Source organism: Pseudonocardia sp. Ae331_Ps2 (genome assembly GCF_001932405.1).
Taxonomy (GTDB): Bacteria; Actinomycetota; Actinomycetes; order Mycobacteriales; family Pseudonocardiaceae; genus Pseudonocardia.
The window spans coordinates 1482912-1507301 of the sequence record NZ_MCIM01000001.1 but is presented as its reverse complement, the minus strand read 5'-3'; the positions used below and the strand labels follow the sequence as shown (position 1 = coordinate 1507301).

Annotated in this window: 25 protein-coding genes; 20 read left to right on the top strand and 5 right to left on the bottom strand. The window is 75.1% G+C overall.

The features are described from left to right. The first annotated feature begins 37 nt into the window (after positions 1-37). The gene (locus tag Ae331Ps2_RS07120; protein ID WP_060710434.1) at positions 38-802 is read left to right on the top strand and encodes a GntR family transcriptional regulator; all 765 of its coding nucleotides are present in this window, start codon (positions 38-40) and stop codon (positions 800-802) included. Between the two features lie 114 nt (positions 803-916). Here Ae331Ps2_RS07120 and Ae331Ps2_RS07115 read toward each other — a convergent pair whose 3' ends face one another. Together Ae331Ps2_RS07115 and Ae331Ps2_RS07110 are read right to left on the bottom strand one after the other, a co-directional pair. Next, positions 917-1429, bottom strand: a complete 513-nt coding sequence (locus tag Ae331Ps2_RS07115) for a VOC family protein (RefSeq protein ID WP_075312749.1) — start codon at positions 1427-1429, stop codon at positions 917-919. 63 nt (positions 1430-1492) lie between these two features. Beyond that, positions 1493-1933 carry an Lrp/AsnC family transcriptional regulator gene (locus tag Ae331Ps2_RS07110; protein WP_020624976.1) on the bottom strand — a complete coding sequence of 147 codons (441 nt, stop codon included), beginning with the start codon at positions 1931-1933 and terminating at the stop codon, positions 1493-1495. Between the two features lie 29 nt (positions 1934-1962). Between Ae331Ps2_RS07110 and ddaH the strand changes: the two genes are divergently transcribed. The 15 genes from ddaH (at position 1963) to Ae331Ps2_RS07035 (ending at position 15501) form a co-directional block, all read left to right on the top strand. Beyond that, positions 1963-2847 (top strand): dimethylargininase, encoded by an 885-nt coding sequence (gene ddaH, locus Ae331Ps2_RS07105; protein ID WP_369804882.1) that lies wholly within the window; start codon positions 1963-1965, stop codon positions 2845-2847. Next, positions 2844-4064, top strand: a complete 1221-nt coding sequence (gene rocD, locus Ae331Ps2_RS07100; RefSeq protein WP_075309962.1) for an ornithine--oxo-acid transaminase — start codon at positions 2844-2846, stop codon at positions 4062-4064. The genes ddaH and rocD overlap by 4 nt, the downstream gene beginning before the upstream one ends. A gap of 17 nt (positions 4065-4081) precedes the next feature. Next, on the top strand, positions 4082-4816 hold the full coding sequence (locus Ae331Ps2_RS07095; protein ID WP_075309964.1) for a phosphoglyceromutase: 735 nt from the start codon (positions 4082-4084) through the stop codon (positions 4814-4816). A gap of 199 nt (positions 4817-5015) precedes the next feature. Next, on the top strand, positions 5016-6278 hold the full coding sequence (locus Ae331Ps2_RS07090) for a cell wall metabolism sensor histidine kinase WalK (RefSeq protein ID WP_060710437.1): 1263 nt from the start codon (positions 5016-5018) through the stop codon (positions 6276-6278). A gap of 1 nt (position 6279) precedes the next feature. Further along, positions 6280-6969 carry a response regulator transcription factor gene (locus Ae331Ps2_RS07085; RefSeq protein ID WP_075309966.1) on the top strand — a complete coding sequence of 230 codons (690 nt, stop codon included), beginning with the start codon at positions 6280-6282 and terminating at the stop codon, positions 6967-6969. A gap of 46 nt (positions 6970-7015) precedes the next feature. Further along, positions 7016-8023, top strand: coding sequence for a Ppx/GppA phosphatase family protein (locus Ae331Ps2_RS07080; RefSeq protein WP_075309968.1), 1008 nt, complete (start codon positions 7016-7018; stop codon positions 8021-8023). Continuing rightward, entirely contained in the window at positions 8023-9567 is a 1545-nt protein-coding gene (locus tag Ae331Ps2_RS07075; RefSeq protein WP_139318913.1) for a hypothetical protein, read from the top strand. The genes Ae331Ps2_RS07080 and Ae331Ps2_RS07075 overlap by 1 nt, the downstream gene beginning before the upstream one ends. Positions 9568-9569: 2 nt before the next feature. Further along, positions 9570-10454 carry a sugar phosphate isomerase/epimerase gene (locus Ae331Ps2_RS07070; protein WP_139318914.1) on the top strand — a complete coding sequence of 295 codons (885 nt, stop codon included), beginning with the start codon at positions 9570-9572 and terminating at the stop codon, positions 10452-10454. A gap of 9 nt (positions 10455-10463) precedes the next feature. Then, on the top strand, positions 10464-11309 hold the full coding sequence (locus tag Ae331Ps2_RS07065) for a thioesterase family protein (protein WP_075309972.1): 846 nt from the start codon (positions 10464-10466) through the stop codon (positions 11307-11309). Between the two features lie 20 nt (positions 11310-11329). Then, positions 11330-12130: a pyrroline-5-carboxylate reductase gene (gene proC / locus Ae331Ps2_RS07060; protein WP_075309974.1), complete on the top strand. Its 801-nt coding sequence runs from the start codon at positions 11330-11332 to the stop codon at positions 12128-12130. 186 nt (positions 12131-12316) lie between these two features. Continuing rightward, complete coding sequence (locus tag Ae331Ps2_RS07055; RefSeq protein WP_020625776.1) at positions 12317-12529, top strand: helix-turn-helix domain-containing protein; 213 nt, start codon at positions 12317-12319, stop codon at positions 12527-12529. A gap of 210 nt (positions 12530-12739) precedes the next feature. Next, positions 12740-12841 carry a 30S ribosomal protein bS22 gene (locus Ae331Ps2_RS07050; protein WP_010241351.1) on the top strand — a complete coding sequence of 34 codons (102 nt, stop codon included), beginning with the start codon at positions 12740-12742 and terminating at the stop codon, positions 12839-12841. A gap of 175 nt (positions 12842-13016) precedes the next feature. Beyond that, a complete protein-coding gene (locus Ae331Ps2_RS07045; protein ID WP_060710443.1) occupies positions 13017-14063 on the top strand; it encodes an NAD-dependent epimerase/dehydratase family protein in 1047 nt (348 codons plus the stop codon). A gap of 77 nt (positions 14064-14140) precedes the next feature. Then, complete coding sequence (locus Ae331Ps2_RS07040) at positions 14141-15106, top strand: lysophospholipid acyltransferase family protein (RefSeq protein WP_020625774.1); 966 nt, start codon at positions 14141-14143, stop codon at positions 15104-15106. Beyond that, positions 15103-15501, top strand: a complete 399-nt coding sequence (locus Ae331Ps2_RS07035) for a DUF5313 family protein (protein WP_075309976.1) — start codon at positions 15103-15105, stop codon at positions 15499-15501. The genes Ae331Ps2_RS07040 and Ae331Ps2_RS07035 overlap by 4 nt, the downstream gene beginning before the upstream one ends. Positions 15502-15514: 13 nt before the next feature. Here the strand turns inward: Ae331Ps2_RS07035 and Ae331Ps2_RS07030 are convergent, their stop codons facing one another. The 3 genes from Ae331Ps2_RS07030 to Ae331Ps2_RS07020 all read right to left on the bottom strand — a co-directional run bounded on the left by Ae331Ps2_RS07030 (position 15515) and on the right by Ae331Ps2_RS07020 (position 18904). Then, complete coding sequence (locus tag Ae331Ps2_RS07030) at positions 15515-16435, bottom strand: HAD family phosphatase (RefSeq protein ID WP_139319081.1); 921 nt, start codon at positions 16433-16435, stop codon at positions 15515-15517. 221 nt (positions 16436-16656) lie between these two features. Continuing rightward, positions 16657-18075 (bottom strand): DUF5667 domain-containing protein, encoded by a 1419-nt coding sequence (locus tag Ae331Ps2_RS07025; protein WP_075329705.1) that lies wholly within the window; start codon positions 18073-18075, stop codon positions 16657-16659. 190 nt (positions 18076-18265) lie between these two features. Then, positions 18266-18904 (bottom strand): sigma-70 family RNA polymerase sigma factor, encoded by a 639-nt coding sequence (locus Ae331Ps2_RS07020; protein ID WP_043280249.1) that lies wholly within the window; start codon positions 18902-18904, stop codon positions 18266-18268. A 728-nt stretch (positions 18905-19632) separates the two neighbouring features. On the opposite strand from Ae331Ps2_RS07020, the gene Ae331Ps2_RS07015 reads away from it, so the two are divergent. The 4 genes from Ae331Ps2_RS07015 (at position 19633) to Ae331Ps2_RS07000 (ending at position 24386) form a co-directional block, all read left to right on the top strand. After that, positions 19633-21234, top strand: a complete 1602-nt coding sequence (locus Ae331Ps2_RS07015) for an AMP-binding protein (protein WP_337819450.1) — start codon at positions 19633-19635, stop codon at positions 21232-21234. A 1-nt stretch (position 21235) separates the two neighbouring features. Further along, entirely contained in the window at positions 21236-21472 is a 237-nt protein-coding gene (locus tag Ae331Ps2_RS07010) for a glutaredoxin family protein (protein WP_060710448.1), read from the top strand. Continuing rightward, entirely contained in the window at positions 21469-23163 is a 1695-nt protein-coding gene (locus tag Ae331Ps2_RS07005; protein WP_083695305.1) for a molybdopterin-dependent oxidoreductase, read from the top strand. Before Ae331Ps2_RS07010 ends, Ae331Ps2_RS07005 begins: the two co-directional genes overlap by 4 nt. Before the next feature lie 494 nt (positions 23164-23657). Next, the gene (locus Ae331Ps2_RS07000; RefSeq protein WP_075309984.1) at positions 23658-24386 is read left to right on the top strand and encodes a redox-sensing transcriptional repressor Rex; all 729 of its coding nucleotides are present in this window, start codon (positions 23658-23660) and stop codon (positions 24384-24386) included. Positions 24387-24390: the final 4 nt, after the last annotated feature.

Here is a 24390-nt window from a genome sequence, read left to right as displayed (position 1 = left end):
GCTCGCCTACGGTGATCACGCGCGAAGGGGGTGGGCGATGACGGCGCGAGCACTGGTCCGCAACGGCGCGATGCCGCTGTGGCAGCAGCTGCTGGCGGACCTGCGCCGCCGGCTGTCCGACGGCGAGTTCGACGAGGCACTGCCCGGCGAGTTCGCGCTGGCCGCCGACTACGCGGTCAGCAGGCACACCGTGCGGGAGGCGCTGCGCCGGCTGCGGGAGGACGGCGCCGTCGTCGCCGGGCGGGGGCGGGTCGCCCGCCCGACGGTGCGCTCGGAGATCGAGCAGCCGCTCGACGAGCCGTACTCGCTCTACGTGGCGGTCGAGTCGGCCGGGCGCACCCAGCGCAGCGTGGTGCGGACCTTCGAGGTCCGCGCGGACGGCGTGGTCGCGGCCCGGTTGGGACTGGAGGAGTCCACGCCGCTGGTGCACCTGGAGCGGCTGCGGCTCGCCGACGCCGAGCCGCTCGCCGTCGACCGGGTGTGGTTGCCCGAGGAGCTGGCGGCGCCCCTGCTCGACGTCGACTTCACCCACACCGGCATCTACCCCGAGTACCGGCGCCGCTGCGGGATCCGTGTCGACGGGGGCATGGAGAACATCCGGGCGGTGCTGCCCGGGCGCGGCGAGCGGGAGCTGCTCGGCATCGACGAGGGCGTCGCCGCGCTGTCGATCGAGCGGCTCGGCCTGTCCGCCGGGCGTCCCGTGGAGTGGCGGCACACCCTGGTCCGCGGCGACCGGTTCTCGGTCACCGCCCAGTTCTCGGCCCGCTCGGGCTACCGGGTGGACCTCAACGAGCCGAACTGACCAGGGCGCCTCGGACCGGGGCCGGAACGCCGCACCCGGAACCGGAGCGCCGTGGGCCGGGATCGGAACGCCGCACGCCGGAACCGGAGTGACCCGGGCCGGGGTCGGAGGGCCTCAGGCCGGGACCGAGACGCCGATCCCGCCGCGGGTGTCCGCGCCGTAGCGGGCGATCTCGGCCGCGAGGTCGAGCGGCTCGATGCGCATGTCGTGGTCGTCGGCGCCGTCGACCAGGGCGGCCGGGACCAGCCAGCAGACCTCGAACTCCAGCCCGTCGGGGTCCCGCGCGTAGAGCGCCTTGGTGGTGCCGTGGTCCGAGGCGCCGACCAGCGCCCCGGCCGCCTGGAGCTGCTCACCGATCCTGGCGAGCTCGCCGAGCGTGTCGACCTCCCACGCCAGGTGGTAGAGCCCGACGGTGCCGCGACCCGCCTGCGAGGCCCCGGCCTGCGCGCCGATCCCGAACAGGGCCAGGTCGTGGTCGTTGGTCGACCCCTCGGCCTGCAGGAACGCGCCACGGCCACCGGGGAGCTCGACGACGGGGCGGAAGCCGAGCGTGTCGCGGTAGAAGTCGACGCTGCGTGCGACGTCGCGGACGTAGAGGACGGCGTGGTTGAGGCGCTGGACGGGCATCCCGGTCTCCATCGAAAGAAGTTGAACTCTCAACTCATACGGTACGCCCGTGCCCCGGCGAGTTCAACGGGTGACCAGCCACGTGAGGACGACGGCCGAGCGGGTGTGGTCGACGTTCGCCGCCAGTCGCAGCCGTTCCAGGGCGTCCTCCAGGGACTGCACGTCGCGCGAGCGCAGCAGGACCAGTGCGTCGGCCTCCCCGGTCACCGTGCCCGCCGTGACGACCTCGGGCACTGCGGAGAGCATCCGCTGCAGCTCGGCCGGTGCGACCGTGCCGCGGCAGAACAGCTCGACGTAGGCCGCCACGCCCGGGGTCCGTTCGGCGTCCGGGTCCACCTGCACGGTGAAGCCCTGCACCACGCCGCGGGCGGTCAGCCGGTCCACCCGGCGCCGCACCGCCGACGCCGACAGGCCCACCCGCCCGCCCAGGTCCGCCCAGCTCGCCCGGCCGTCGACCCGCAGGAGGTCCAGCAGCCTGCGGTCGATCGCGTCGATCCCGTCCACGACGCCGGATGCTAGCCCGGTGCGCCCGGATCCGGCTCAGAACCGATGCAGCACGCGCGGATCGTGCGCTCCATGCCGGGAAACGCACGGGGTGTGCGCGCCATGCTGTGCACATGACCTCTGTGCTGATGTGCCGCCCCGAGCACTTCACGGTGAGCTACCGGATCAACCCCTGGATGCGTCCGGAGCAGGCGACCGACACCCGGCTCGCGCTGGCCCAGTGGGAGACCCTCCACGCGGTCTACCGGGACCTCGGGTTCGACGTCCGGCTCGTCGACCCGCTGCCCGGCTACCCGGACATGGTCTACGCCGCCAACGGCGGCACCGTGATCGACGGGACCGCGCTGACCGCCCGGTTCCGGCACACCGAGCGCGCCGCCGAGGGGCCCGCGTACGGCGCGTGGTTCCGCGCCGCAGGGTTCGCCGTGCACGAGGCCCGCCACGTCAACGAGGGCGAGGGCGACCTGCTGCTCGTCGGCGACACCGTCTACGCCGGCACCGGGTTCCGCACCGACCCGCGTGCGCACGCCGAGGCCGCGGAGGTGTTCGGCCGCGAGGTCGTGTCCCTGCAGCTCGTCGACCCGCGCTACTACCACCTCGACACGGCGTTCGCGGTGCTCGACCCGGCCGGCGGGCCGGGCGCGGTCGCCTACCTCCCGGCGGCCTTCGACGACGCATCCCAGGAGGTGCTGCGGTTCCGCTTCCCGGACGCGGTGATCGTCTCCGACGAGGACGCGTCGGTGCTGGGTCTGAACTGCTTCTCCGACGGCCGCACCGTCGTCCACGCGCCGCAGGCCGAGAAGTTCGCCGCCGACCTCGCCGAGCGCGGGTTCGGCACCGTCGGCGTCGACACCTCGGAGCTGCGCCGCGGCGGCGGCGGGATCAAGTGCGCCACGCTGGAGCTGCGGTCGTGACCGCCGTGGTCGCGGGCACCGACCGGCAGATCGCCCTCGCCGAGGAGTTCGGCACGGCGAACTACGCGCCGTTGCCGGTGGTGCTGTCCCGCGGCGACGGCGCCTGGGTCACCGACGTCGACGGCGTCCGCTACCTCGACGCGCTCGCCGGCTACTCCGCGCTCAACTTCGGGCACCGCCACCCCGCGCTCACCGCGGCCGCGCACGCCCAGCTGGACACGCTGACCCTGACCGCGCGGGCGTTCCACAACGACCGCCTGCCCGGGTTCCAGCGCGACCTCGCCGCCCTGACCGGCACCGAGGCCGTGCTGCCGATGAACACCGGCGCCGAGGCCGTCGAGTCCGCGGTCAAGATCGCCCGCGCCTGGGGCTACCGGGTGAAGGGCGTGGCACCGGGGGCGGCCCGGATCGTCGTCGCCGCGGGGAACTTCCACGGGCGCACGACGACGGTGGTCTCCTTCTCCGACGACCCGGTCGCCCGCGACGACTTCGGCCCGTTCACCCCCGGCTTCGACCGCGTCCCCTACGGCGACGCCGACGCGCTCGCCGCCGCGCTCACCGACGACACCGTCGCGGTGCTGCTCGAACCGGTGCAGGGCGAGGCCGGGGTCCTGGTGCCGCCGCCGGGCTACCTGCGCACGGTCCGCGAGCTCACCGAGCGGCGGGACGTGCTGCTGGTCTGCGACGAGATCCAGTCCGGGCTCGGCCGGGCCGGGGCGACGCTGTGCACCGACCTGTCCGGGGTGCGCGCCGACCTCTACACCCTCGGCAAGGCGCTCGGCGGCGGGATCGTGCCGGTCAGCGCCGTCGTCGGGCGGCGCGACGTGCTGGGCGTGCTGCGCCCCGGCGAGCACGGCTCCACCTTCGGCGGCAACCCGCTCGCCGCCGCCGTCGGGTCCGCGGTGTGCGCACTGCTGGCGACGGGGGAGTACCAGGCCCGGGCCCGCGAGCTCGGTGCGCACCTGGACACGCGGCTGCGCGCGCTGCCCGGGATCACCGCCGTGCGCGGGGTGGGGCTGTGGTTCGGCGTCGACGTCGACCCGCGGATCGGCACCGGCCGCGACGTGTGCGTCGCGCTCGCCCGGCGTGGGGTGCTGGCCAAGGAGACCCACGGCGTGACGGTGCGGCTGTCCCCGCCGCTGGTGGTCACCCACGACGAGGTCGACGTGCTGGTGGACACGTTCGGGGACGTGCTCGGAGACCTTTCCCGCGGGTAGGTGGCAGGCTGTCCGCCATGCCGACCCTCGTACTGCTGCGTCACGGTCAGAGCGACTGGAACGCGAAGAACCTGTTCACCGGCTGGGTGGACGTGCCGCTCTCCTCCCAGGGCGAGGCCGAGGCCCGCCGCGGCGGCGAGCTGCTGGCCGAGGCGGGCGTCGCGCCGGACGTCGTGCACACCTCCCTGCTGCGTCGTGCCATCTCCACCGCGAACATCGCCCTCGACGCCGCCGACCGGCACTGGATCCCGGTCAGGCGCGACTGGCGCCTCAACGAGCGCCACTACGGCGCCCTGCAGGGCAAGGACAAGAAGCAGACCCTGGAGCAGTACGGCGAGGAGCAGTTCATGCTCTGGCGCCGCTCCTACGACACCCCGCCGCCGCCCATCGAGCAGGGCTCGGAGTTCTCCCAGGACGCCGACCCGCGCTACGCCGGTGTCGACGCGCCGCTGACCGAGTGCCTGGCCGACGTCGTCGACCGGTTCCTGCCGTACTGGACCGAGGCCGTGGTGCCGGACCTGCGCGACGGGAAGGTCGTGCTGCTCGCCGCGCACGGCAACTCGCTGCGCGCGCTGGTGAAGTACCTCGACGGGATCTCCGACGCCGACATCGCCGGCCTCAACATCCCCACCGGCATCCCGCTCGTCTACGACCTCGACGACGACCTGGCGCCGACGAACCCGGGCGGGCGCTACCTCGACCCGGCCGCGGCGCAGGAGGCCATCGCCGGGGTGGCGAACCAGGGGCGCTGACCGCGCCTATCCCGTCGTGCTCCCAGGGTCACCCTCGTGGCGCTCTCAGCCTCCAAGGTGACCCTGGGGGTGTCGGGGCGGGGTTCGCTGAACCCACGGTGAACGGGGACCGAACAGTGTCGCGCGAAGGGGTCGCGGGCGTCACCATCCGGTGTCCGGCGCTGGTCAGGGGGTACCCCCGGCTGCCTACCATGCACCCGTGACCACGCTCGCGTGGCTGATCTCGGCCCTCGCCCTGCTCCTCGGTCTCGCCGCCGGGGTGGCACTGGCGCGACGGTCGTCGCACGGCCGGACCAGCCCCGGCACCGGCCGCCCTCCGGCGGACCCCGTTGCCGTCGACGGCCCGACCCTCGGCGAGCTGCTGCACCGCACGTTCCGGCAGTCGAGCTCCGGGCTCGCCGTCGTCGGGGCCGGGGGTGAGGTGCTCCTGCACAACCGGCGGGCCGCCGCGCTCGGCGCCGTCACCGGCGAGCGGCTCGACCCGCGCGCGCTCGCCGCCTGCCGACGGGTGCAGGGCGGGGACCGGCTGCTCGCCTCCGGCGACTACACCGTCGACCTCTCGCCGCTGGACCGCACGCCCCGCGGCCCGGTCGCGGTGCAGGCCCGGATCCGCTCCCTCGGCGACGGCTTCGCGCTCGTCGAGGCTGTCGACACCTCCGAGGTGGCCCGGCTGGAGGCGACCCGACGCGACTTCGTCGCCAACGTCTCGCACGAGCTCAAGACCCCCGTCGGCGCGGTCGCGCTGCTGGCCGAGGCCCTGCTCGACAGCCTCGACGGCCTGGAGCGCGCCGACGGCGGCGAGCCCGACCCGGACGCGGTCGGCGAGGTCCGCCGGTTCGGCGACAAGCTGCTGCGCGAGGCGACCCGGATGGGCAACCTGGTCTCGGAGCTGATCGCGCTGTCCCGGCTCACCGGTGCCGAACGGCTGCCCGCGCTGGCCGCCGTCGACGTCGACGAGGTCGTCTCCGAGGCGCTGGCCCGCAGCCGCAACTCCGCCGAGTCGCACGCCGTCGAGATCACCGCCGACGAGAACTCGGGGCTGGTCGTCGACGGCGACCGCACGCTGCTGGTCACCGCGCTGACGAACCTGCTGGAGAACGCGATCGCCTACTCCGCGGCGGACTCGTCGGTGTCGGTCAGCCGGCGCGCGGTCGACGGCTCGATCGAGATCGCCGTGACCGACCGCGGCATCGGCATCGCCCCCGAGCACCAGCAGCGGGTCTTCGAGCGCTTCTTCCGGGTCGACCCCGCCCGCTCGCGGGCCACCGGCGGCACCGGGCTCGGCCTGGCGATCGTCAAGCACGTCTGCGCCAACCACGGTGGCGAGGTGCGGCTGTGGAGCCGCCCCGGCACCGGATCGACCTTCACCATGCGCCTGCCCGCCCGGATGGGCATCGGCGGCGCCCCGCACGGTGAGGCTGCCGTCGGCAGCTCCCCCCAGACCGCCGGAACCGGAGGATGAGATGACCAGGGTGCTGATCGTCGAGGACGAGGAGTCCTTCGCCGACCCGCTCGCGTTCATGCTGCGCAAGGAGGGGTTCACCACCGCCGTCGCGGCCAACGGCAACGACGCGCTGAGCGAGTTCGAGCGCAACGGTGCCGACATCGTGCTGCTGGACCTGATGCTGCCCGGTATGAGCGGCACCGACGTCTGCAAGGCGCTGCGCTCCCGCTCCGCCGTGCCGGTGATCATGGTGACCGCCAGGGACAGCGAGATCGACAAGGTGGTCGGGCTGGAGCTCGGCGCCGACGACTACGTCACCAAGCCCTACTCGGCGCGCGAGCTCATCGCCCGCGTCCGCGCGGTGCTGCGCCGCGGCGGCGAGGCCGGCGGCGAGGCCGAGGGCGGCACCGGCGTCCTGGAGGCCGGCCCGGTGCGGATGGACGTCGAGCGGCACGTCGTGTCGGTCAACGGCGACGAGGTCGCGCTCCCGCTCAAGGAGTTCGACCTGCTGGAGTACCTGCTGCGCAACGTCGGGCGGGTGCTCACCCGGGCCCAGCTGATCGACCGGGTGTGGGGCGCGGACTACGTCGGCGACACCAAGACCCTCGACGTGCACGTCAAGCGGCTGCGGTCCAAGGTCGAGGGCGACCCCTCGGCGCCCAAGCACCTGGTCACGGTGCGCGGGCTCGGCTACAAGTTCGACGTGTGAGCCAGGGGTTGCCCGACGGTCGATAACGGCTCGGTAACCTGACCGGGTGCGCCTGGCCGTTCTCGACGTGGGGTCCAACACCGTCCATCTGCTGGTGGTGGACGCCCACCGGGGTGCCCATCCGAAGCCCATGTCGTCGGAGAAGGACCAGCTGCGTCTGGCCGAGCACCTCGACCGCAAGGGCGCCCTGAGCCGCGACGGGGTGAAGGCGCTGCTGGAGAGCGTGCACCGGGCCCGGGACACCGCCCGGGCCGCCGGCTGCGACGACCTCCTGGCGTTCGCCACCTCCGCGCTGCGCGACGCGACGAACTCCGCCGAGGTGCTCGCCCGGGTGCAGCGCGAGACCGGGGTGGCGCTGGAGGTCCTGCCCGGCGAGGACGAGGCCCGCTGGACCTTCCTCGCCGTCCGCCGCTGGTGCGGCTGGTCGGCCGGGCGGCTGCTCGTGCTCGACATCGGCGGCGGCTCGCTGGAGCTGGCCGTCGGGCGGGACGAGACTCCCGACGTCGCCGCGTCGGTGCCGCTCGGCGCGGGGCGGCTGACCCGCGACGCGTTCACCTCCGACCCGCCGTCGCGGGCGGAGGTCGCCGCGCTGACCGAACGGGTCCGCGACGAGATCGCCCCCATCGCCGGACGGCTGCGTGCCGCGGGCCGCCCGGACCGGGCCGTGGGCACCTCCAAGACCTTCCGGACGCTGGCCCGGCTGGCCGGCGCCGCGCCGTCCAGCGCCGGGCCGGGGGCCCGCCGCACGCTGACCGCGCAGGGTCTGCGCCAGCTGTCGGCGTTCATCACCCGGATGTCGGGCCCCGACCTCGCCGAGCTCGACGGCGTGAGCGCCAGCCGGGCGCACCAGCTCGTCGCCGGGGCGGTCGTCGCCCAGGCGGCGATGGACGCCCTCGGCGTGACCGAACTCGAGATCTGTCCGTGGGCGTTGCGCGAGGGAGTGATCCTCCGGCGCTTCGACATGCTCGATGGGACGAACGGGGACGACCGCTCGGCGCAGACAACCCCGGACGGGCTTGGACCCTTGACAACGCACAGGGCACGGTGGTCGTGATGAGTGTGGACAGCGGAGAGCCTCGCCAGCGGACGGTCGCGGAGCTCCTGGCCGCCAACGGCGGCCAGCAGCCCGGACGACGCCGCCGTCGTCGCGCCGCGGAGGACGACGAGGGCCCCGGCGCCCCGTCGTCCGCGGCACCCGCGCGGACCGACGTGGCGGCCCCGCCGCGACGCCCGGCGGCCGCCGACCGTGTCCGCCCGCCCGAGGGCGCGGGCGGGTTCGCCCCGCGCGGCGGCGACGGTCCGCCGCCCCTCGACCACCCCTCGTTCCCGCCCGCGCGCCGCCCCGACCCCTCCGAGGGCTCGACCGGGCGCGCGCCGGAGCCGTTCGTGCCGAACGGCAACGCGCCGAACGGCGGTGCCGCCCACGGTGGCACTCCGAACGGCAGCGGCCCGAACGGGGCCGCGGTCTTCGGCGGCGCCCCGCCCCGCAGGCCACAGGGCCCACCCCCCGGGCAGTGGGCCGCGGGCCCCGGACCGGCCACGCAGGCCCGTCCGTTCGCCCCCGAGCCGCAGGGCCCGCCGAACGGCCGCCCCTACGGCCGCGACGACGGCCCCGCCACCCAGGACTGGGGACCCCGCGGCGACGCCCCGCGCCCGTCCGCTCCGTACGGCCCCCCGCCCGGCACGGCCGACGGCGTCGCCGACGAGATCCCGACCAGCCGGCTCGGCACCCGCCGCCCGGCCCCCACGGCCGACGACGACGGTGGCCCGCCCACCCAGTTCGGCGCCCCGCCGCTGGAGGACGAGCACGACGGCCCCACCGGACGTGCGCGTCCGGCCGACGCGGGCCCGCCCACCGGCGCCTACGACCCGTTCGCCGACGACTACGACGACCGGCAGGGCTACGACGACCGGCAGGGCTACGACGACCGGGGCTACGACGACCGGGGCTACGACGTCCGGCAGGGCTATCAGGACCGGGACCAGGGCCACGACGACCGGGGCTACGACGCCGACCCCCGCTACGACGGCCGGCACGGCCCCGCCGGGTACGACGACGGGCCCGGCTCCGCCGACGGCGGTCGCACCGGTGTGCTGGCCCCCGAGCGCCCCCAGGACGACCGCGACCACGACGACTACACCGACCACGACGACTACACCGACCACGACGACTACGAGAACTACGACGACTACGAGGACCACGGCGAGCTCGCCGCCGGCGCGGTCGAGGACGACGAGCCCCCGCGCCGCCGCTCCGGGCGCCGCGACGCCGTCACCGACAGCGGTGCGCAGCCGCCCGCGGGCCTCGACGACGACGCCCCGGCCGGTGCGGCGGGGACCGGCCAGGCCTGGGCGGTCGTCATCGCCCAGTGGATCGGCGGCGCCGTCGCCGGTGCGGCGATCTGGGTGCTGTTCCGCTACCTGTGGAGTTCGCTCGCCTTCGTCGCCATCGCCGCGTCGGTCCTGATCACCGTGGGCCTCGTCCTCGGTGTGCGGGCCCTGTTGCGGCAGGACGACCTGAAGACCACGTTGTTCGCGGTTCTCGTCGGACTGCTGCTGACCGTGTCCCCGGCGATCCTGGTGTTGCTGGACCGGTAACGATGAGCGACGGCGCGACGACTCCACGCTTCGTGACACCGTCGCGCCCGCCCGTCGCCGACCCGACCGGGTCGGCACCCGTCGCGCTGTCCACGGCCTCGGTCTACCCGGAGGGAGTCGCCGCCGGGTTCGAGATCGCCGCCGAGCTGGGCTACGACGGCGTCGAGCTCATGATCTGGACCGACCCGGTCAGCCAGGACCCCCGAGCGGTCGAGCGTCTCGCCCACCGACACGGGGTGCCGATCCTCGCGGTGCACGCGCCCTGTCTGGCCGTCACCCAGCGGGTCTGGGGCGCCGACCCGGTGCACCGGCTGCGGCGCACCGTCGAGGTCGCCGCCCGGCTGGGCGCGCGCACCGTGGTGGTGCACCCGCCGTTCCGCTGGCAGCGCCGCTACGCCGGGGTCTTCGCCGACGAGGTCGCCCGCGCCCACGAGGTCCACGACGTCACGCTGCCGGTGGAGAACATGTTCCCGGTGACCCGCGGCGCGATCAGCACCGTGCCCTACGCGCTGGGCCACGACCCGACGGAGATCGGGTTCGGTGCGTACACCCTGGACCTGTCGCACACCGCCGCGGCCGGGGTCGACGCGCTCGACCTCGCCGAGCGGATGGGCGACCGGCTCACCCACCTGCACCTCACCGACGGCTCCGGAGCCCCGCGCGACGAACACCTGGTCCCCGGCCGCGGGACGCAGCCGTGCGCCGAGGTGTGCGAGCGCCTGGCCGACTCCCGGTTCGCCGCGGACGGCGGCACCGTCGTGCTGGAGGTGTCGACCCGGCGCTGCCGGACCCGCCAGGAACGCACCGGGCTGCTCGCCGAGTCGCTGCTGTTCGCCCGGCTGCACCTCACGCCGACGATGTCCGCCATCGCTCCTACCCGTGGGTAACATGCTCGCATGAGCAGTACGACGGTCCGGCCGTTCGCCGACGCGCACGACATCGAGCACCTCGGGGACGGCCGGTTCCGCGCCCGGCTCGACGGGACCTGGGCGATCGGGGACAAGGCGTTCGGCGGCCTGCTGATGGTGCTCATGGCGAAGTCCGGGCTGGCCCGCCTCGCGGCCGACGAGGCCCCCGCACCCGACCCGCTCGCCGTCGCCGTGGACTTCCTGCGCGCGCCCGACCTGGGGTCGGTCGAGATCACGACCGACCCGCTCAAGATCGGGCGGACGGTGTCCACGGTCGCCGTCCGCCTGCACCAGCAGGGCCGGCTCATGCTGCACTCCACGGTCACCGCGGGTGTGCTCCCGACCGACGCCCCGCGCCTGGACGACGGCTCTGCGCTCGCCGTCGAACCGGACCCGGACGCGCTCGACCCGGCCTCGGCCGAGGGTGGCGCGCGCGGCCTCGCCGCCGCCTGCGAGCTGCGCTGCCCGCGCGGTGCCCTGCCGTTCCTGCGCGGCGAGACCGGGCCGCCGGAGATGGCCGGCTGGGTCCGCCCGCGCGGGGAGGAGCCCGACGTGCTGTTCGCGCTGATGTCCGGCGACATCCTGCCCCCGACGGTGTTCAACCTCGGCGGCTCCCTCGGCTGGGCGCCGACGGTGCAGCTCACCGCGCTGCTGCGGGCCCGCCCGGCTCCGGGCTGGCTGCGGGTCGAGTCCCGCTCCGGCGCCGTGGCGAGCCCGTCCGCCGGTGGCGGGGTGTCGAGCGCGCAGTTCGACGAGGACGTCACCGTCGTCGACGCGCACGGCCGCACCGTCTGCCAGGCCCGCCAGCTCGCCCTGGCCCCACAGGCCGGCTGAGGGGTTCCTACGCTCCTCCCATGACGAGGATCGCGGTACTGGGTGGGGGACGGATCGGCGAGGCGCTGCTCGGCGGGCTGCTGGCGGCCGGGCGGTACGCCGGTGACCTGGTGGTGGCCGAGCGGTCCCCGGCCCGGGCGCAGGAGCTGACCGCGTCGCTGGGGGTGACCGCGGCCCCGGTCGACGAGGCGGTGCGCGGGGCCGGGACGGTGGTCGTCGCCGTCAAGCCGCAGGACGTCGTCACGCTGCTCGGCGAGGTCGCCGGAGTGCTGGAGCCTGGCGCGCTCGTCGTGTCGCTGTGCGCGGGCCTGCCGACCTCGCTGTTCGAGGGCGCCCTGCCCGAGGGCACGCCGGTCGTGCGGGTCATGCCGAACACCCCGATGCTGCTGGGCGCGGCGATGTGCGCGATCTCCCCGGGTGCGCACGCGACCCCCGCGCACCTCGACGAGACCGAGACGCTGCTGTCCACCGTCGGCGCGGTGCTGCGCCTGGACGAGGCGAAGCAGGACGCCGCGACCGCCCTGTCCGGCTCCGGGCCCGCGTACTTCTTCCTCGTCGCCGAGGCGATGATCGAGGCCGGGGTCCGGCTGGGCCTGACCCGCCCGGACGCGACCGAGCTGACCGTGCAGACCGCGCTCGGCGCCGCGCGGATGCTGCGCGAGACCGGCGAGCACCCCGCGGTGCTGCGGGAGAACGTCACCTCGCCCGCCGGGACCACGGCCGCCGCCCTGCGCGAGCTGGAGCGGCACGGGCTGCGCACGGCACTGGCCGACGCGGTCACCGCAGCGTACGACCGCTCGGTGGCGCTCGGTCGCGGCTGACCGGACCAGCGGTACCTCGTTCAGCGCATCGTATGACGCAAAGTCACTCGGACGCGCCGTGCCGTAGCACGATCGAGCCCCCCCTCTGGCGGACCGATCGTCACATCCGCCCCGGTAGACTGCACCTGCATCCCCCACCACCGGGCGAACCGGGGAACCCCTCTCGGGGGAGGAAGGCGGTGCCCCATGGCGGCGGAACGACCCGAGCCCCTGCGGTCGTCCCAGGTCCAGTTCCTGACGGTGGCCGAGGTCGCGTCGATGATGCGCGTCTCCAAGATGACCGTGTACCGGCTCGTCCACTCGGGCGAGCTGCCCGCTGCGCGGGTCGGTCGCTCGTTCCGTGTGCCGCAGCGCGCGGTGGAGGACTACCTGCGCAACGCCTACTTCGACGCGGGCTGATCCCCCGTGGGGTGACGGCCGGTACGCCCGGGTAGACTGGTGAACCGGCTGCCGACCCCCACCGGTCGCATCGCGTCGTCGCCCGCTCCGGCGGGCGTCGCCCGGCCCGCGCCTCGTGTCCACGTGCACGGATCGTGCGGGCGGCCCACTCCGAGGTCACCCGGTGGAGCGGTCGCTGACGATCTGCGTCGACACAGGAGGAGCACCCACATGGGCTCGGTCATCAAGAAGCGCCGCAAGCGGATGTCGAAGAAGAAGCACCGCAAGCTGCTGCGCAAGACCCGGGTGCAGCGCCGCAAGCTCGGCAAGTGACTCGCGCACCGGCCGCGTGCCCGCCCTCCGGCGGGTGCGCGGCCGGTGTCGTTGTGGCGGTCCGTACCCCGGTCGGACGCGTCGCGCACCTCACGTGTCCGCGTACCTGCCCGGTGTGACGGGGCGGGTCTACGATCGGACGATCTCGCGTCAGCCCCCGGTGAACGGAGCGCCCATGGACCGGCCGACCCCGAACGTCGTGCTGGTCACCGGGGTCAGCGGCTTCCTCGGCGGGCACCTCGCGGCCCGGCTGGCGGCCGACCCGTCCATCGACCGGGTGCTCGGTGTGGACACCGTCCCGCCGCCCCGGGACCTGCTGAAGCGGATGGGCCGCGCCGAGTTCGTGCGCGCCGACATCCGCAACCCGCTCATCGCGAAGGTCATCTCCTCCGGAGGCGTCGACACGGTCGTGCACGCGTCGCTCTCGGCCAGCCCCGCATCGTCGGGCGGCCGCGCGACGATGAAGGAGATGAACGTCATCGGCACGATGCAGCTCCTCGCCGCGTGCCAGAAGGCGCCGAGCGTCCGCCGCGTCGTGCTCAAGTCGACGACCGCGGTGTACGGCTCCAGCCCGCGCGACCCCGCCGTGTTCGACGAGGCCATCGGGGCCAAGGACCTGCCGTCGGGCGGCTACGCCAAGGACGCCGCCGAGATCGAGGGCTACCTGCGCGGGTTCAGCCGTCGCCGCCCGGACGTCACCACCACGGTCCTGCGGTTCGCCAACTTCATCGGCCCGCGGATGGACACCGTGCTGTCGCGCTACTTCGCGCTGCCGGTCGTCCCCACCGTGCTGGGCTACGACGCGCGGATCCAGCTGCTGCACGAGGAGGACGGCCTCGCCGTGCTGGAGCGTGCCGCCACCCACGAGCTGCCGGGCGTGTTCAACGTCGCCGCGCACGGGGTGCTGATGCTGTCCCAGGCCATCCGCCGTGCCGGCAAGATCGCCGTCCCGGTGCCGAGCGGTGCGGTCGGGCCGGTCAGCCGGGTGCTGCGGGGCGCGCGCGTCGTGGACTTCTCCCCGGAGCAGATGCGCTTCCTCAACTTCGGCCGGGTCGTGGACCTCACCCGGCTGATCAACGACTTCGGCTTCGAACCACGGTGGACCACCACCCAGGCGTTCGACGACTTCGTGCGCGGCAAGGCGCTGGCGCCGGTCCTCGGCCCGGAGCGGATCGCCTCCATCGAACGGGGCGTGCTCGGCCTGGCCCGGGCGCTGCGGTGACGGGCCGGGACGGCGGCATGCGGGCACACGAGCAGGGACGGCCGGGCGGCCGCGGTGGCACGAGGAAGGGCGACGGCATGGCCGAGGCGCGGGTGATCCCGATCCGGGGCAACCGGGGGCCTGCCCGGCCTGCGCGGGCGGAGGAGCCGTCACGACCCGCGCCGGTCCCCTCCGCGGCCGAGCCCGAGGAGACCGAGGGCCCGGCCTGGGAGGCCGCGCTGGAGCAGGTCCTGGAGTTCCTGCGCCGCAGGCTCGCGGGCGACTACCCGATCGACGAGTTCGGCTTCGACCGCGAGCTCACCGACGCGATGGTGCTGCCCGCCCTGCGCCCGCTCTACAAGCGCTGGTTCCGGGTCGAGACCATCGGCACCCACCACATCCCCGAGACCGGTGGCGCGCTGATCGTCGCCAACCACTCCGGGACGCTGCCGCTCGACGCGGTCATGACCACCGTCGCGGTGCACGACGACCACCCGTCGCACCGGCACCTGCGGCTGCTCGGCGCCGACCTCATGTTCACCATGCCGGTGTCCGGCTCGCTGGCCCGCAAGGCCGGCGCGACGCTGGCCTGCAACCCCGACGCCGAGCGGCTCATGACCTCCGGCGAGCTCGTCGGGGTGTTCCCCGAGGGGTTCAAGGGCATCGGCAAGCCGTTCCGGGACCGCTACAAGCTGCAGCGGTTCGGCCGCGGCGGGTTCGTCTCCGCCGCGTTGCGGACCGGGGTCCCGATCATCCCGTGCTCGATCGTCGGCGCCGAGGAGATCTACCCCAAGATCGGTGACCTGGCGCCGCTGGCCCGGCTGTTCGGCGCGCCGTACTTCCCGGTCACGCCGACCTTCCCGCTGCTCGGCCCGGCGGGGCTGATCCCGCTGCCGTCGAAGTGGTACATCGAGTTCGGCGAGCCGATCCGCACCGACGACCACGCGCCGTCCGACGCCGACGACCCGATGCTCGTGTTCAACCTGACCGACCAGGTCCGGGAGACGATCCAGCACACGCTGTACCGGCTGCTGTCCCAGCGCCGCAACGTGTTCCTGGGATGATCCGACGGCCGGACCCGCTGCGGTGGCTGTGGTACGCCGCCGGCGGGCGGCTGCCCGCGCGGTACCGCGAGTGGGTGCTGCACGACACGACCTGCCGGACCTGGCACCTGCGCCACTTCGCGCGCACCGCGGCGGTGCTGACGCTGCTGTCGGTGCCGCTGGCCCTGGTGATCCCCGGCCCGCTGTGGCTGCGGCTCAGCGCCCTGCTGCTCGGCTGGCTGGTGTCGCTGCAGTACGCGCTGTTCGTGATGGAGGAGTCCGTCGAGCACCGGGTGGTGAAGGCCGGCTACCCCGCGGGCACCGCCCGCGCGACGCGGCTGGAGGCCACCGCCGACGAGCGGGCCGAGGCCGCCCGCCGCTACGCCGAGCGCTATCGCGGGGCCCCGCCACCCTGAGCGGCCGGGCGGGTCAGCGCTTGCGGTAGGCCATCCCGGCCGCGACCGCACCGGCGACGGCGCCCGCACCGAGCACCGAGGGCACCCCGATCCTGGCGGCCTTGCGGCCGGTCCGGAAGTCGCGGATCTGCCAGTTGCGGGCCTTCGCGACGTCGCGCAGCTCCGAGTCCGGGTTCACCGCGACCGCGGTCCCGACCGCCGACAGCATCGGGACGTCGTTCACCGAGTCCGAGTACGCGGTGCAGCGACGCAGGTCCAGACCCTCCGACGCGGCCAGCGCGCGGACCGCGTGCGCCTTCGCCGGACCGTGCAGGATCTCGCCGACCAGCCGCCCGGTGTAGAGCCCGTCGACGGACTCCGCGACAGTGCCCAGCGCCCCGGTCAGCCCGAGCCGCCGCGCGATGATGCGGGCCAGCTCGATCGGCGTCGCGGTGACCAGCCACACCCGCTGGCCGGCATCGAGGTGCATCTGGGCCAGCGCCCGGGTCCCGGCCCAGATCCGGTCCGACATCAGCTCGTCGTAGATCTCCTCGCCGAGCGCGACGACCTCGTCGACCGGACGGCCCGCGACGAACGACAGCGCGGTGTCGCGGTGCCCCGCGATGCCGCCCTTGTCCTCCCGGCCGCCGACCCGGAACTTGATCTGCTGCCAGGCGAACCCGGCCAGGTCGGAGGTGGTGAAGAACTTGCGCGCGGCCAGCCCACGGGCGAAGTGGAAGATCGACGCGCCGACCATCATCGTGTTGTCGCAGTCGAAGAACGCGGCGGCGGTGAGGTCCGGCGGGGCGCCGTCCCCGCCCTCCGGGCCGTCGGGGTGGTCGTCGGCCTCGGCGGCGACGGCCGCAGCGGCGGAGGCCTGCCCCGCCCGCTGCGCGGAGTCGAGCGCGGTCGCCCGCTCCAGCACCCCCGGCTCCTCGGAGAGCCCGGTGTCGATGGGCGGGTGAGACTCGCGGGTCCCGCTCTGGTCGAGAGGGGGGACGGACCCGGGATCACTCACCACGGCGGCCTTCCTGGTGCGACGGCGTCTCGCGTCCCGAGGGGATCGGGGCGCGGCCCCAGCCTACTGCCGGAACGCGGGAGCGGGCCCGGCCTCCGGTACGTGACACGTGTCGACGTACCGGGCGCCGGGCCCGTCCCCGTGGTCTCCGGGCTGGATCAGCCGAGGGTGACCGGGCCGAGGCCCGGCAGCAGCGGCGGGATCGTGATCGGCGGCAGCAGGCGGTTCTGCTCCGCCGACGGCTCCGACGAGCTGCTCGACCCGCTCTCGGAGGTGGCCGAGCCACCGCCGTCCAGCAGCGGCAGCCCACCGCCGTCCTGCGAGGACCCCGAGGTGGTCGGGGTCTGGGAGGTCGAGGTGGCCGGACCGGAGGTCGGCGACGGCGTGCCGGTCGCGGACTCCGACGGCGTCACCGGTGCGGACTGCTCGACGGCCTGGGCCGCGGAGGGCCCACCCGCGGTGCGGCACTCGCCGGGCACCGGGCCGAGGTCGTCGACCGTGCCGCCGCTGTCCGCGGCGCAGCCGGTGCCGGCCCGCAGCGCCTCGGCCCGGGTCAGCACCCGGTCCAGCAGGCGGATGGCCTCCGAGGTCTCCCCGCGGCTCTCGGCGGGCAGGTCGGACTGCAGACGGGTGATGCGCCCGGACTGGGCGGCCGCCCAGGTCCGCAGCTCGGCCAGACGCGAGGTGTCCGCGCCGTCGGTGCCCGCGCCGGCCAGCATCAGCCTGCTGCCGGTGCTGGTGGCCCGGTCGAAGTCGCCCATCGCGGACGCCACCGCGTCCGGCGACGGCGGCGTGGACCGCGCGACCAGGCTCTCCAGCTCGTCGACCCGGGAGCGAGCCAGGTCGAGCTGGCGGGCGGCCTCGGCCTGCTGGCCGACGGTGAACACCCCGCCGACGCTCTCGCTGGCGCGCTTCATGCCGTACATCGCGTCGCCGGGCAGGGCGTCGCGGCTGACGGTCGAGGTCACACCGGCGATCACCGCGAGCGCGGCGAACCCGCCGACGACGACGCCGAAGCGCTTGCGCACGCTCGGGCGACGGCGGTCCAGCATCCGGGCGCCGGACGACGCCGGACGGGCGGAGTCGTCGCGGCCGGGCCCCGCCTCGGCGTCGCGGGCCGGTCCGGCCGGGGCACTCACCTGCTCGGGGTGGTCCGGGTGGTCCGACGGCAGCACGTGGCGGCCACGCCGCGGACGGCCGCCGCGACCGGTCGGGTCGTCCGCGGCCGGGGCGTGCTCGCCGGCGGCGCGGCGGTTGGACACCGCGTCCCAGTCGAGGTCGTCGGCGATCGGCGGGCCGATCGGCGCGGTGAGGTCGGCCGGGTCGACGCGGTCGAACCGGCCGCCGAACGAGGGCCCGACGGACTGCTGCCCGACGCCCTCCTGGGCCAGCACCTCGAACAGCCGTGCCCGCATCCGGGCCGAGGCGTGCGGATCGGGCGAGAGGTCACGCCGCGAACGGTCCAGCGCGGCGGCCAGCGCGATCTCGTGCGCCAGCTCCTCCGATGCAGGGGCACCCGCCGGCGCGCGGTCGAAACCGTCGTCGCCGGGATACCCGTCGTCCCATGCCCTGGGCATGCCGTCCGTCCTCACTGCAGTCTCGCGCTGCTCGTCGGCGCGTGTGGCGCCGTCAGTGCGCGCCGGTCGGTACAACGACCGACTGCGGACGAGGTTACGGCCTTCCAACCGTTCACCGCATCGAGTAGTGCGTTCGGCGCAGTGATCGACACACCCTCTCGCGTTCCGGCTGTTCCGGCGGGAGACCCGCTCACCGCAGGCCGTCCGGGAGGAGCTGTGCGAGGCGACGCACCGCGCGGTGCTGCAGCGCCTTGACCGCACCCTCGTTGCGGTCCATCAGCTCGGCGGTCTCGGCGACCGAGAGGCCCTTGAGGAACCGGTACTGGATGCATTCGCGCTGGTCGGAGTTGAGCTTGGCGATCGAGGCCAGCAGCTCGTCGTTGGTGGCCATGTCGAGCACCTGCTGCTCGGGGCCACCGGTGCTGGGCGACAGCTCGACGATCTCCGAGGTCGTCTGCTCCAGCCGGAAGCGGCTGGACTTGACGTAGTCGAAGATCAGGTTCCGGGCGATGGTGACGAACCAGGCCCCGATGTCGCGGCCCTGGTAGCTGACCGAGGAGATCCGGCGCAGGGCCCGGACGAAGGTCTCCTGGGTCACGTCCTCGGCGAAGGACCGGTCGCCCATCCGGAACAGCACGTACCGGTAGACGACGTCGTGGTAGCGCTCGTAGAGCTCGCCGAACGCGGCCACGTCGCCGGCCTGGCAGGCCTCGACCAGTGCCCAGGAGCTGTTCGCGTCCTCGACGGCGCGGGCGGCCTCGTCGGCCGGGTCGGCCTCCGGTCGCTGCAGCTCCTGCGAGATCTGCGGTGCCCGTCGTGGCATCGGCATGTCCTGCTCGGTACGGCCCGGCGGACCCGACCGGGTGGTCCGGCCGTCCGGGCGGTGTAGCGCAGGGCCTGCGGGGTACGTGGGGGGAGCGTCGACCAGGGGAGCGGACGCGATCGGCCCCGTCGGCTGGGACGGCGCAGAGGTCGCTGAAGTCACGGACACCTCCCCGTCCGGCTGGGGGCGGACGGTGTCGGGTCTGTCCTCGCCGGGTTCGGGGGCCCGGGGCGGACGGACGGTCTCGGGGATGGTCTCGGAGCGCTGCTGTCGGAGCAGCCGGTGCGGTCGCGTCGGCCGGGTCATGGATCCCGGGGGGTCGGACGGGGTACGGCTCGGCGGGCGACCCGGCGGGCGGGGACCGCCGGCGCGTCCCGCGCGGCGCGGCACGGTGTGCACCGTGGCGCGCTGGCGTCGAGCTGCATGCCACTCCCTCGGGTGAGTCGCGCGACGAACCGGCGGTTCACGCGTTGAACTACATGTAGCGGCGGAGCATAGACGTCTGTCGAGTGGCGCAGCGCACTCGCCGCCTCTCGTCGCGTGCCGTTCCGGCGAGCGGCCCGATACGCGCGGTGGACGAACCGTGCGCGAAGCGTGTCCGAATCGACACGTGGCGTACACAGCGGTGAGCGGTCCCTCGGGGCGCGACGGTCCCGGCCGGGTTTGGAACACTGGCCGTGACGCGTGCCGACGAGCCGACCCCGCCCCGGCGGGGTCCGAGGATGGAGACCGCCGTGCCGAGTTCCGACCCCGCGCCGGGCCACCGTCCCGAGCGGCCCACCCACCTCGCCGACCTGGTGGCGCGCAACGCCTCCGAGCGCCCCGGGCACGACGCCGTCCGCGACCTGTCCGGCGCGGCACCGCTCACCCTGACCTGGTCGGCGTTCGACGCGGCGGTCTCCGCCGAGGCCGCCCGGCTGCGTGCGGCGGGCGTCCGCCACGGCGACCGGGTCGCGATCGGCCTGCCCGACGGGGCCGACTACTGCGTGGCGTTGTTCGGAGCGCTGCGGGCCGACGCGGTCGTCGTACCGTTCGGCGCAGGCGCGGTGACCCGCGAGCTGGAGGTCGTGCTCGACCAGGCCCGGCCGGTCGCGGTCGTCACCCGCCCCGACGACGCCGTCGCGGCCGGCTGCGCCGAGGGCGTCGGCGCGACGCTGCTGGGCCCGCCGGACCTGGCCGCCCCGGTCCCGGACGCCCCGGTCGACCGGGCCCCCGCCGACCCCGAGCGGATCGCGCTGGTCGTGTTCACCTCCGGCACCACCGGGCGTCCGCGCGGGGTGCGGCTGTCGCACCGCGCGCTGCTGGCCAACCGCGAGCAGGCGGGGGAGCTCCGCCCGGCACCGGTCAACGCGGTCGACCGGGTCCTGCTGGCGCTGCCGCTGTTCCACGTCTACGGGCTCGCCGCCGGGTTGCTGCAGGTCTGCTGGACCGGCGCGACCGTCGTGCTGCCCGGCCGGTTCTCCCCGGACCGGCTGGCCGAGGCGGTCGTGCAGGAGCGGGTCAGCGTCGTGGCCGGGGTGCCGTCGATGTTCCGGATGCTGCTCGACCTCGGGCCCGAGCGGCTGCGCGCCGCGATGGCGGGGGTGCGGCTGTGCACCTCCGGCGGCGCCCCGCTGCCCGCGAGCTGGCTCACGGACTTCCGCGCGGCGAGCGGGCTGGACCTGCACGAGGGCTACGGCCTCACCGAGGGCGGGCCCGTCGTCACCAGCAACGACCTGGGCCGCCCGGCCAAGCCGGGCTCGGTCGGCCGGCCGCTGCCCGGGGTGGAGCTGCGTCTGGTCGACCCCGCGGGGCAGCCGCTGCCGCGGCGCGACCCGGAGCCGGCCCCGCGCGGCGAGGACCCGCTCGACGACCTCGACTACGACGACGACTCCGACCCCGCCGACGACACCGGCCTGATCGCGCTGCGCGGCCCCAACCTGTTCTCCGGCTACTGGCCCGACGGCTGCGGCGGCCCCGGTGAGGACGGCTGGTTCGTCACCGCCGACGTCGGCTACCTCGACGCCGACGGCGACCTGCACCTCGTCGACCGGTCCTCGGACCTGGTCATCGTCAACGGCTTCAACGTCTACCCGCGCGAGGTGGAACAGGTCGTCGCCGAGCTGGACGCGGTGGCCGAGGTCGCCGTCGTCGGGGTGCCCGACGACCGGACCGGCGCCGCGGTCAAGGCGGTCGTCGTGCCCGTCGCGGGCGCCGAGCTCACCGAGGAGACGGTCGCCGAGCACTGCGCGGCCCGGCTCGCCCGGTTCAAGCGGCCCGCCGTCGTCGCGTTCGTCGACGAGCTGCCCCGCACCCCGACGGGCAAGATCGCCCGGAGGACACTGGCGAGGATGTGAGATGCGGGTACGACTGCTGACCCGGGTGGGCTGCCACCTGTGCGACGACGCCGCCGAGGTGCTGGCCCGGGTGTGCGCCGAGACGGACACCGGCTGGGACACCGTCGACGTCGACTCCGACGACGAGCTGCGCGCCGAGTACGGCGACCAGGTGCCGGTGGTGCTGCTCGACGGCCGTGAGCACGACTCGTTCCGGGTCGACGAGGAGCGCCTGCGCGCGGACCTGGCCCGGCGGTGAGCCCGGCCCCGGGCGGTCCGGCCTCCACCGTCGACGGTCGGGCCTTCCCCGACGGAGGCCCGGCCGGCAGGGGGACGCGGCCGGCCCGTCCCGCGCCGCCCGCCCGCACCGCCCTGGCCGGGCTCGCCGCGGCCGCGCTGGGCGTCGGCGCCGGGCAGGCGCTCGCGCTGCTGGTCGCCCCGGCCGCCGGGCCGGTGAACGCCGTCGCCGAGCAGGTCGTGGCGCTCACCCCGCCCGCGCTGGCCGGTGCGGCGACGGTCGGGGCCGGGATCGGCAGCCGCCACACCGTCGTCGCCGGGGTGCTCGTCGTCCTGGCGCTCGCCGCGGCCGGGCTCGGGGCGCTGTCGCGCCGCTCACCGTGGCCCGGTGCGTGGGGGCTCGCGGTGCTCGGGCTGGCGGGCGTGGTCGCCGCGGCGACGGCGTCGGGCGCCGGTCAGCTCGACATGGTCCCGGCGGGTGCCGCCGCGGTCGTCGCGGTGACGGTGTTCCGGAAGCTGCACGCGCTGGCGGCCCGGATCCCCGCCCCGACCGCGGACGGGACGCTGCCCGACGGGCGGCCGGTCCGGTCGTCGCTGACCCGGCGGCGGTTCCTGCGCACCACCGCGCTGGCGGGGGCGGGCGGGGTCGTGCTGGGCACCGGGGCCACGGCCGCCGCGCCGCTGCTGCCCTCGGGCCGGATCGGGCCCGCACGCGAGGCGCTCACCGCCCGGATCCGGACGCTCGCCGCGCAGGGCCGCATCGCGGCCGCACCGGCGCTGCCCGCGGGGGCACAGGTGCCCGGCGCGGCCGCGTTCACCACCGCCGTCGACGACTTCTACCGGATCGACACCGCGCTGCGGGTCCCGTCGGTCGACCCGGCGTCGTGGAGCCTGCGGGTGCACGGGCGGGTCGGGCGCGAGCTCACCCTCACCCTCGACGACCTGCTGGCCCGCCCGCTCGTCGAACGCTGGGTGACGATGGCGTGCGTCTCCAACGAGGTCGGCGGCGACCTCGTCTCCACCACCCGGTTCACCGGCGTCGAGCTCGCGCCGCTGCTCGCGGCCGCGGAGCCCGACCCGGCCGCGGACCAGGCGCTGTCCACCTCCACCGACGGCTGGACGGCGGGCAGCCCGTCGTCGCTGCTGCTCGACCCCGCCCGCGGCGCGCTGCTCGCGGTCGCGATGGCCGGCCCCGACGGCCCGGTCGCGCTCCCGCCCGAGCACGGCTTCCCGGTGCGGATCGTCGTCCCCGGGCTCTACGGCTACGTCTCGGCCACCAAGTGGGTCACCGACATCGAGTTCACGACGTTCGGCGCGCGCGCCGACTACTGGCGCGCCCGCGGGTGGGCCCCGCCCGGACCGATGGAGACGGCCGCGCGGATCGAGTCGCCCGCCTCGTACGCGAGCGTGCCCGCCGGCCGGGTCGTGGTCACCGGCACCGCCTGGGCGGTGCCCCGGGGGATCCGCCGGGTCGAGGTCGGGGTGCAGGACGGCGGCGGGTCCGGGTCCTGGGTGACCGCCGAGCTCGCGCCGGTGCCCGCCGGCGGGGCGACCTGGCGGCAGTGGCGCGCCGAGCTGGAGCTGCCGCCGGGCGGGTACACCCTGGTGTGCCGGGCCACCGACGGCGACGGCGTCGTCCAGACCGCCGAGCGCCGCTCCCCGCTGCCGGGGGCGGCGACCGGCTGGCCGACCCGCACGGTCACCGTGACCTGAGAGACGGCGAAGGGCGGCGCCGACCTGGATCCCGGTGGGCCCCCTCCGCGCGGAGAGCTGTGTCACGAGCGGTCGTCAGGACTGCGTGACGGTGGTGTCGTGGGGAACGACGTGGCGGTCGTCGCACGACGAGCGGTTCCTGCCCGTCGATCACCGGTAGCTCCAGGTCAGGGGCGGGGTCGAGCACGGAGAGGACCAAGATCGCAACTTTGTGCGTGCCTTCACAAGCGGCTACCGTGGGTTCCCGTCGCCGGTCCCGGTGGCACGGTGCCCCTGCGGCGCCGAGGACGCCGGGTCTCGTCCGTCCGCAGCCCGTCCGGCCCGCCCGGCCGGTTCGCGGGCGTGCCGCGAGCACGCCGACGACCGGCCCCTGTACATCCCCGAACGGAGCACGCCCAGTCTCGATGACCGACCGCCCGCGGACAAGCCCCCGTGAGCAGGACGGCCACCGGGACCCCGGCCGCCCGCCGACCGACGCCCGAGGAGGACGGCCCGTGACCCTGCCGCCCGAGTCCGGCGTCGCCGCGCCCGACGGCACCGGCGAGCGCCCCGCGCGCCCGGTGCCCGAGGCGACCGTGTCCCGGCTCGCGGTGTACCTGCGCGTGCTCGGTGAGCTGCGCGACGCGGGCGTCGAGACGGTGTCGTCCGAGGAGCTCGCCGGTGCCTCCGGGGTCAACTCGGCCAAGCTCCGCAAGGACCTGTCCTACCTGGGTTCCTACGGCGTGCGCGGCGTCGGTTACGACGTCGCCTCGCTGCAGGGTCGGCTGCAGGGCGAGCTGGGCATGGACCAGCGGCAGTCGGTCGCGCTGGTCGGCGTCGGCAACCTGGGCCACGCCCTGGCCGGCTACTCCGGCTTCGCGGGCCGGGGCTTCCCGGTCAGCTCCCTGTTCGACGTCGACGACAACCTCGTCGGCAGTGAGATCAACGGCATCCGGGTGCGGCACGCGCGCGAGATCCCGGAGGTGTGCGCCGGTGACGGCGTCACCATCGGGATGATCGCGACGCCGGGGCCGGCTGCCCAGAAGGTCTGCGACCTGCTCGTGGCGGCGGGTGTGCAGTCCATCCTCAACTTCGCTCCGGTGCTGCTCACGGTCCCGGACGACGTCGAGGTCCGCAAGGTCGACCTGTCGGTCGAGCTGCAGGTCCTCGCGTTCCACGTGGCGCGACGGCACACCGGTGCCGCCGCGGTGACGGACAAGACGAACGAATCGGTGGTGTCGTAGAGCC